Below are 8,861 nucleotides of genomic sequence, written 5' to 3'. Positions count from 1 at the left end.
CGGCATGGCCACCGGCCGTGGGAGGCGCGCCCTCGCGGCGATGCAGGCCGCAGGCCTGCCCGACCGGCCGGCTAACCGGCCGTGACGGCCTCGGTCGCCGCGTAGGCCTGCAACTCCTCGATCAACGCCTCGGGCAGCTCGATGGCCTCGCGGTGCGCCTCGCGCGCGGCGTACCGGCGCTCGCCGGGCAGGCGCACGCCGGGCTGGGCGAGCATGGCGCGGAACAGCTGCTCGGCATGTGCCGCATAGCCGACGCCGGCGTGGCTCGGGTCGATCAGCAGGATCAGGTGCGCCACGTTGGGCGCCTCGCCTTCCGCCTCGAAGAAGGAGCTCGCCTGGAAGCCGAAGTGGGCGCCGGCCAGGCCCGCGGTCAGCAGCTCGACCATCATCGCCAGCGCCGCGCCCTTGGCGTCGCCGGCCGGCACCATGCTGCCGGCCAGGGCCGCGTCCGGATCGGTGGTCGGCCGGCCCTCGGGGTCGATCGCCCAGCCTTCGGGAATCGGCTGACCGGCCTTCTTCGCCAGCATCACCTTGCCACGCGCGACCTTCGACAGCGACAGGTCGACCACCACCGGCTCGGCGTCCTGCCGCGGCGAGGCGAAGGCGATCGGGTTGGTGCCGAACAGCGGCGCGTTGCCGCCCCAGGGCGCCATCGCCGAGGGCGCGTTGCTGAACGCCAGCGCCAGCAACCCCTCGCGGGCGGCCCGCTCGACCGGGTAGCCGGCCACCCCGAAGTGGTGCGAGCGGCCGATCAGCACCGCCGCCAGGCCCAGCACGCGGGCCACCTTCATGCCCTCCTCGAGGCCGGCGGCGACCGCCGGGAAGGCCAGGTTGTGCCCGGCATCCACGCGCACCAGCGCGCCCGCCGTCTCGACCCGCGGCGTCGCCGCCGCAGCGACCTTGCCGCTCTGCGCCTGCGCCAGGTAGAACGGCAGCCGCGACAGCCCGTGCGACGACAGCTCGTCGCGCTCGGCCGCCACCAGCGCCTCGGCGGTCACCCGCGCCTCGTGCTCCGGTGTGCCCACCGCGCGCAGCGCCCGGTAGGCCAGGTCAGTGGCCTGTTCGAGGGAGATGGTCCGCTTCATGCCCGTTCCTCCAGCACCCGCCGCACGTTGTCGACGGTGATCCAGCTGATGCGCTCGTTGGATTCCTCGGTGACCCCGGCGATGTGCGGGGTGAGGATCAGGTTCGGCGCCCCTTCCAGCGGCGAGCCGGCGCGCAGCGGCTCCTCGGCGAAGACGTCGAGCATCGCCCCGGCCAGCGATCCGTCACGCAGCGCCGAAGCCAGCGCCGCCTCGTCGACCACGCCGCCGCGGGCGCTGTTGATCAGCACGCTGCCGGGTCGCATCGCCGCCAGCCGGCGCGCGTCCAGCAGGTTGCGGGTCGAGTCGGAGAGCGGAATGTGCAGGCTCAGCGCGTCGACCCCCGGCAGCATCTCGTCGAGCCCGGCGTAGCGGCGCACACCCTGCCAGACCGGGTCGTCGGCATCGAGGAAGGGGTCGCAGGCGACCACCTGCATGCCGAGCGCGCGGGCCCGGCTGGCGACTTCCCGGGCGATCGCCCCGAGCCCCACCAGCCCGAGGGTCGCGCCGCTGGTCTCGTGGCCGATCAGCGCCTGCCGCGGCCATTCGCCGGCGAGCACGCGCTCGGTCGCGCGGTAGGCCGGGCGGCGCAGCATGAGCACGCCGGCGATCACGTATTCGGCCACCGCCACGGCGTTGCCGCCCTGCGCCGGCAGCACGGCGATGCCGGCGTCGCGGCAGGCGGCCACGTCGATGTTGTCCAGCCCCACCCCGAGGCGGCCGACCGCCTGCAGCTTCGGGAAGCACTCGAGCAGCTCGCGGTCGACCCGGGTGCGGTTGCGCACGATGATCGCGCGCGCCTCGCCGCCCTGGGCGAGCAGCCGCGGGCGGTCGTCGACCAGGCCCGGGTCGAACTGCACCGCGTACTGCGGCGCGAGCGAGGCGACCGCTCGCTCGTCCATGAACTCGCTGATGATGATGTCGTACATGCAACCTCCGGGTCAGAGTCGCTGCCAGAGCGTGCCGGCCGGCAGCGGCACGTCGAGCAGCACGTCGAACAGCAGATAGAAGAAGGCCACCGTGGCGAGCAGCGCCAGGCCGTAGGTCAGCGCACGGCGCGGGGTCCAGCCCTGGAAATGGCCGATCAGCGCCAGTACCGCGACGCCGGCCACGCTCGAGGCGATGAATCCCAGCCAGTTGAGGGTGAAGCCCCAGACCAGGATCACCGCCACCAGCAGCAGGCGGCGCGGCACGCTGCCGGTTTCGTGGGGGGCCTCGTGGGAGCGCCTGATGAAGGCCTTGCACAGCAGCAGGGCGCTGAGCACCAGCAGCACCACCGCCATGGTGGTGGGGAACACGCGCGCCATCGGCGAGATGTCGCGGCCGAACCAGATGGCGCCGAAGCCGATCGCCAACATCGTCAGCGCCAGCAGGCGGTCGGAACGGGTGGTGTCGCGCTGCGGGACGTTCGGCTGGGTCTGGTTGCTCATGAGAGAGCCTCCTTGGGATGCTGGCGGCGCCAGCTGTTCCACAACGGGATGAGGGTGGATAGCAGGATCAGCGCGATGATGCCCATCGACAGCGGACGGCCGAAGAATACCGCGCCGAGCGAGCCGGTGGCGTTGCCCATCAGGTAGCCCTGGACGAAGCCCTGCTCGGCGATCGGCCCGAGGATCAGCCCCAGCACGATCGGCGACGGCTTGATGCCGTAGCGGCAGAGCACCCAGCCGAGCGCGCCGAGCACCACCATCACCACCACGTCGAACGGATTGTTGCGGATCGCGTAGGTGCCGATGATGGTCATGAAGGCGATCGCCGGCACCAGCAGCGCCTTGGGAATGCTGACGATCGACTTGAACGCGTAGCGGCCGATCAGCAGGCCGATCGGCAGCATCACCAGGGTCGCCACCAGCAGGCCGCCGACGAAGGTGTAGGTGACCGCGGAATTGGCGCCGAACATCTCCGGTCCGGTGCGAAAGCCCTGCACCAGTAGCGCCCCGAGGATCACCGCATCCGGCGGTGTGCCCGGAATACCGAGTACCAGCGTCGGGATGAAGCCGCCCCCCACCGTGGCGTTGTTCGACGACTCAGTGGCGATCACGCCGTTGGGCTCGCCCTTGCCGAAGGCTTCGGGGTTCTTCGACGCCCGCCGCGCCTCCGAATAGGAGACCAGGCTGGCGATCGAGCCCCCGGCGCCGGGCAGGATCGCGACTATGGTGCCGATGATGCTGCTGCGCAGGGCGTTGAACTTGCCCCGCCACATCAGTCCGAAGCCTTCGGCGATGCGCAGTCCGCGCCCCTTCTCGGGCGCCTGGAGGTGGGCATCGGGCTTGGCCACCAGGTCGATCAGCACCGGAATGCAGTACAGCCCGATGAGCGCCGAGATCTGCTCGACGCCACCGAGCAGGAACTGCGAGCCGAACGCGTAGCGCACGTCGCCGCCGACCACCGCCAGGCCGACGGTGGACAGCAGCAGGCCGATGGCCGCGCCGATGAAGGCCTTCAGGGTAGAGCCCTCGGACAGGGCGGAGATCACGGTGAGCCCGAAGATCGCCAGCCAGAAGTACTCCACCGGGCCGAATTTCAGGGCAATGGTGGCCAGCAGCGGCCCCAGGGTCACCAGCGCGAGCACGCCGAACAGCCCGCCGGCGGTCGACGACATGGTCGACAGGGTGACCGCCAGATCGCCGTCGCCCTTGCGCGCCATCGGGTAGCCGTCGAAGGTGGTGGCGATGGCCGACGGCGTACCGGGCGTGTTGATCAGGATCGCCGAGTACGAGCCGCCGTAGATGGCCCCGGTATAGATCGCCCCGAGCAGGATCAGCGCCGCTTCCGGCGACATGCCGAAGGTGATCGGTACCAGCACGGCCACCGCCATGGTGGCTGAGAGCCCCGGCAGCGCGCCGATCACGATCCCGGCGGACACACCGAGCACCGCCAGCATCAGGTTGACGGGCGTGAGCGCCGCCAGCAGGTAGCTGAAGATTTCCATGACACACCTCGCAGATCGGAAGGTCGTGTTATTTGGCCGCGTTCAACTGCTCGAGCACGGGCGCATAACTTTCCTTCTGCTTGGCCAGGAAGGCCGGAACCTGCTTGAACGGCTCGTCCACCAGCACGAAGCCCAGCTCGTCCATCTTCTTGCGGAACTCGGGGTTCTGGTTGATCTGGCCGAAGATGTCCGCCAGCTTCTGCGCCGTCTCGTCCGGCGTGGCCTTGGGCACCGCCATGCCCCGGTAGGCGCCCCCGGTCAGGTCGTAGCCCAGCTCCTTGAAGGTCGGCACGTCGGGGAACATCGGCATGCGCTCGTCCGTGGCGACGGCGAGCATGCGGGTCTTGTCGCGGTGGTTGGCCACCACGGTGCTGTAGCCCCAGGAGGCGTTCACCTGCTTGCCGAGCAGCGCGGTCACCGCCTCGCCGGTGCCCTTGAACGGGATGTAGGTGGTGGTGATGCCGGCCATCTTGTCGAACTTGGCGTGCGACAGGTCGTTGGAACTCTGGGTCCCCGAGCCGGACAGCATCACCGCGCCGGGCGCCTGCTTGGCCGCGGCGATGAAATCGTCGAGGGTCTTGTACGGGCTGTCGTTGGTGACCACCAGCGCATCCGGCGAGAAGTGGAAGTAATAGAAGTCCTTCAGGTCTTCGGTCTTGAACCCGGCGGACTTGTCCATCGGCTTGATGATGATGTGCGGCAGGTTGGTGCCCATGATGGTGTGGCCGTCGGCCGGCATGCCGTTGAGCTGCGACCAGGCCACCGCCCCGCCGCCGCCGGCCATGTACTGGATGATCAGCTGCTTGCCGGTGAGCTCTTCGAAGTATTTCTGCTGCAGGCGGGCGCTGATGTCGGACTCGCCGCCGGGCACGAAGGGAATGATGTACTGGACGTTGCGTTCGGGGAAATCCGCCGCGTGGGCCGGGCCGATGAGGCTCAGGGCGGCGAGACAGGCCCCGGCGAGGCGGGCCAGGCACGGTAGTTTGGACCAGGTGAACAGGCGCATTTTTCGTCTCCGTTATTCTTGTAATCGAGACAGGGTCTGCGAAACAGGCCCTGCTGTTCGCGGATACAACGTGCGTGAGGGGTTGTTCGGTCGGCCGAACAACCCCTACCCACTTTAGGCGCTTTCGTACAGGCGGGTCAGAACGAATTCCCGATGCCCCAGGGCCTCGGCGGCGGTATGGCGGCCGTTGGCCGTGCGCATCAGGCACTCCAGCAGCTTGTTACCCGCCTCGTCCATGTTCATTTCGCGGCGCAGCAGGCCGGACACGTCGACGTCGATGTGCTCGCCCATGGTGCGGAAGGTCCGCGGGTTGGCGCAGATCTTGATGACCGGCAGGATCGGGTTGCCGATGACGTTGCCCTGCCCGGTCGGGAAGAAGTGCGCCACGTAGCCGGAGGCTGCGCACAGGGTGACCATCTCGGCCGCCGCCGAGGACGAATCCATGAACCACAGGCCAGGCCCGGTGGGCATCTCGGCCTTGTCCAGCACGCCGTCGACGCGGCATTCCTTGCCGATCTTCTGGATGTTGCCGAGGGCCTTCTCCTCGATGGTGGTCAGCCCGCCCTCGATGTTGCCCTTGGTCGGCTGCGACTCCGACAGGTCGCTGGTTTTCCAGCGGTCGATCATCGCGCTGTAGCGGTCGAACATGAACTGGAACTTCTCGCGCACCGCGTCGTTGGCGCAGCGCGCCGCGACCAGGTGCTCGCCGCCGGTGAGTTCGGAGGTCTCGCCGAATACCAGGGTGCAGCCCTGCGCGTAGAGCTTGTCGAAGGCATTGCCGACGGTGGGGTTGGCGCCGCAGCCGGAAGTGGTGTCGGACTCGCCGCACTTGGTCGAGACCCACAGCTCGTCGAGGTCGCACTCCTCGCGCTGCAGCTCGGTGGCGTATTGGACGAACTCGCGCGCCTTGCGCGAGGCAGCGCAGATGGTGTTGTGGTCGCCGTTCTGCTCGATCCAGAAGCCTTCCACCGGCTTGCCGGTGGCGCGGATGCCGTCGACCACCCGGCCGGTCCAGCCCGGCTCGATGCCGATGACGATCACCGCGGCGACGTTCGGGTTGCAGCCGGTACCGATCAGGGTGCGGAAGTGCAGCTCCAGATCCTCGCCGAACTGCAGGCGCCCGTAGGGATGCGGCAGCGCCAGGGTGCCCTTGATGTTGTTGGCGACCGCCTCGGCGGCAGCATTGGAAATGTCGTCGACCGGCAGAACGATCACGTGGTTGCGAATGCCGACCCGCCCGTTGTCGCGACGATAGCCCATGAATTTACGGCCGTGGAGTTCCATGCTTACCACCTCTTGGTCTTGACGTTGTGCACATGCAGGTGTTCGCCCATGCGGATCGGCTTGACCACGCGCCCGATGTCGACGCCGTACTTGATCACCGTATCGCCTTCCGCCAGGTCCCGGATCGCCAGCTTGTGGCCGATGGGAATGTCGTTCTTCACCTCGAATTGCAGGGTCTTGTCCTGATCCATGACCCAGCCGGTGAGCATCTGCCCCGCCCGGACCCCCTCTACCACCACCACGCCGACGGCATCGTCGGCATCGTGGACCACGAAATCGATACCCATTTGTTGTTCTCCTCAGTGACGGGCGTTTCAACGAACCGCAAGTCATGTATAGGATATAGTTTAAATGATAGTCAAGGCGATATTTCCCATGCGCATACGCCGGTATACTGCTGCTCCGTTGCCCGACGGCCTTTCTTCCTCACAGGACCGCTCCCTGATGGATGCCCCGAAATTCCCGACCTTTCGCCCGCTGTACCAGCAGATCAAGGACCTGTTGCTCGAACGCATCGCCTCCGGCGAGTGGTCCCCCGGCACCTACATCCCGAGCGAGGCCGCGCTGGCGGCGAGCTACGACGTGAGCGTCGGCACCCTGCGCAAGGCGCTGAACGAACTGGTCGCGGAGAACGTGGTGATCCGCCAGCAGGGCAAGGGCACGGTGGTCGCCACGCATGACACCGACCGCGTGCTGTTCCGCTTCTTCAACCTCTGGCGGCACGATGGCGAGCGCGGCCTGCCGGTGTCGCGGCCGCTCGGCCGGAAGCTGCGCAAGGCCACCGCCGACGAGGCGCGCGACCTGGGCCTGGAGCCAGGGGCGAAGGTGATCCACATCTCCCGTGTGCGCGACCTGGAAGGCGTGCCGACGCTGGTCGAGCAGATCACCCTGGAGGCCGCGCGCTTCCCCGGGCTGGAGAAGGACCCGGAGGTGCTGCCGAACACGCTCTATCACCTGTACCAGCAGCGCTTCGGGCAGACCGTGGCGCACGCCGACGAAAGCCTCGTCGCGGTCGCCGCCAGCGCCCAGGACGCCGAGCACCTCGACGTGCAGCCGGGCGACCCGGTGCTGCAGATTCGCCGCATCGCCCGCGACTACCAGGGCACGCCCATCGAGCGACGGATCTCGACGGTGACGACGCGCCATTACGGGTACTTCAATCAGCTGTGAGGGTGCCGGCGTGCCCGGAACCCCGGGGCGAGGGGCCGCGTATGCCCTCATCCGGCCCTGCGGGCCACCTTCTCCCGAGGGAGAAGGGAGTGGCATGGCGTCGTCTGTAGCGGCGCCCTAGGGTGGCGCTCGTTCGCGGTCAAGACCGCTCCCTCGGGCTCGACGAAATACCTGTAGGTCGGGTTGAGCGAAGCGAAGCCCACGGGCATACCATCATCGCGCTCTGCGCGCCTGCCGGCTTTGCCGGTTCCATGGCATCGGCGCGGCCCACCTGGGCCCCGGCCTGCGCCGGGGCGACGGTATGTGCGTACGACGTGGGCACCGGCATGGCTGCGCCCCATGCCCCACTTCCACCCGTCATACCGGTGCAGGCCGGTATCCAGGTGGCGGGCACGGGGGTCGCCGCAGGTCCCACCAATGCAGGAACAGCAAACCCGCCTAACGCACGATCACCTGCCGCAGTTCGTTGTACAGCGCGGTGGTCAGGCCGGTCTGCAGGTGCTCCTGGCGTTCGATCAGGCCGATCGAGCGGGTGATCGGCGCCTCGCCGAAGGGAACCCAGCGCAATTCCTCCGCGTCCCTGTCCTCGACGCAACGGTAGGGCACCACCGAGACGCCGAGGCCATGGCGGACCATCTGCCGGATCGCCTCCAGCGAGTCGAGCTCCATGGCCTCGCGCACGCGGATGCCCATGTCCATCAGCCGGGTTTGGATGATGTGGCCGACCCAGGCGCTGCGGTTGAAGCGGATGAACGGCAGCGATTCGAGCAGTTCTCGGGCATCGCGGGCGGCGGCCGAGCGCGGCGCGATGACCATCAGCGGCTCCTCGGCCACCGGCCGCCAGAGCATGCCGGTGGGCACCGGCTTGGGTTCGCTGACGATCGCCGCGTCCAGGTCGCCGCGGTCGACCTTGGCCATCAGCTCGGCGGACAGCCCGCTGGAGACGCGCACCTGCAGCGTCGGCTGGGTCTCGCGCAGGCGCGACAGCGCGCGCGGCACCACCCCGGTCAGTGCGGTGGGCACCGCGCCGATGGCGAGCAGGCCGACCAGCGCCGAATCGTCCGCCTCCTGCTGCAGCAGCTGGTCGTAGAGGTACACCAGCTGGCGCGCCTGCTGGACCAGGATGCGCCCGCGCGCATTGATCTCCAGCGGCCGCTGGTGGCGATCGAAGAACTCGAAGCCGAACTGCTCCTCGAGCACCTTCATCTGCTGGCTGACCGCCGACTGGGTCAGGCACACCGCCTCGGCGGCGCCGGCGAAGGAGCCGTGCTCGGCGACAGCGATCAGCGTTCTCAGATGACGGATGGACATGCGGGCATTCCTTGCGGGCGACGTGCGAACGCTAGGCGATACGAACGCCAGCTTCAATGCCGCCGCGGCACGTCCC

Annotated in this window: 9 protein-coding genes; 1 reads left to right on the top strand and 8 read right to left on the bottom strand. The window is 68.5% G+C overall.

What is annotated here, in order from left to right:
* Positions 1-71: 71 nt before the first annotated feature.
* From H610_RS0121970 to H610_RS0121940, 7 genes are all read right to left on the bottom strand, one after another.
* Positions 72-1,085 carry an Ldh family oxidoreductase gene (locus tag H610_RS0121970; protein ID WP_028241679.1) on the bottom strand — a complete coding sequence of 338 codons (1,014 nt, stop codon included), beginning with the start codon at positions 1,083-1,085 and terminating at the stop codon, positions 72-74.
* On the bottom strand, positions 1,082-2,011 hold the full coding sequence (locus H610_RS0121965) for a hydroxyacid dehydrogenase (protein WP_028241678.1): 930 nt from the start codon (positions 2,009-2,011) through the stop codon (positions 1,082-1,084). The genes H610_RS0121970 and H610_RS0121965 overlap by 4 nt, the downstream gene beginning before the upstream one ends.
* Before the next feature lie 12 nt (positions 2,012-2,023).
* Positions 2,024-2,512, bottom strand: a complete 489-nt coding sequence (locus H610_RS24620) for a tripartite tricarboxylate transporter TctB family protein (RefSeq protein WP_028241677.1) — start codon at positions 2,510-2,512, stop codon at positions 2,024-2,026.
* On the bottom strand, positions 2,509-4,014 hold the full coding sequence (locus tag H610_RS0121955; protein ID WP_028241676.1) for a tripartite tricarboxylate transporter permease: 1,506 nt from the start codon (positions 4,012-4,014) through the stop codon (positions 2,509-2,511). The genes H610_RS24620 and H610_RS0121955 overlap by 4 nt, the downstream gene beginning before the upstream one ends.
* Positions 4,015-4,042: 28 nt before the next feature.
* A complete protein-coding gene (locus H610_RS0121950; protein WP_028241675.1) occupies positions 4,043-5,020 on the bottom strand; it encodes a tripartite tricarboxylate transporter substrate binding protein in 978 nt (325 codons plus the stop codon).
* 114 nt (positions 5,021-5,134) lie between these two features.
* Positions 5,135-6,304, bottom strand: a complete 1,170-nt coding sequence (locus H610_RS0121945) for a UxaA family hydrolase (RefSeq protein ID WP_028241674.1) — start codon at positions 6,302-6,304, stop codon at positions 5,135-5,137.
* A gap of 2 nt (positions 6,305-6,306) precedes the next feature.
* On the bottom strand, positions 6,307-6,591 hold the full coding sequence (locus H610_RS0121940; protein WP_028241673.1) for a UxaA family hydrolase: 285 nt from the start codon (positions 6,589-6,591) through the stop codon (positions 6,307-6,309).
* A gap of 157 nt (positions 6,592-6,748) precedes the next feature.
* Between H610_RS0121940 and H610_RS0121935 the strand changes: the two genes are divergently transcribed.
* Positions 6,749-7,474 (top strand): GntR family transcriptional regulator, encoded by a 726-nt coding sequence (locus tag H610_RS0121935; RefSeq protein ID WP_028241672.1) that lies wholly within the window; start codon positions 6,749-6,751, stop codon positions 7,472-7,474.
* 438 nt (positions 7,475-7,912) lie between these two features.
* On the opposite strand, the gene H610_RS0121930 is transcribed toward H610_RS0121935, so the two are convergent.
* Entirely contained in the window at positions 7,913-8,785 is an 873-nt protein-coding gene (locus tag H610_RS0121930; RefSeq protein ID WP_028241671.1) for a LysR family transcriptional regulator, read from the bottom strand.
* Positions 8,786-8,861: the final 76 nt, after the last annotated feature.

The organism is Stutzerimonas azotifigens DSM 17556 (assembly GCF_000425625.1).
GTDB classification, from domain to species: Bacteria; Pseudomonadota; Gammaproteobacteria; order Pseudomonadales; family Pseudomonadaceae; genus Stutzerimonas; species Stutzerimonas azotifigens.
Note: the sequence above shows the minus strand (reverse complement) of the source record. Positions and strands in the feature narration are given on the sequence as shown.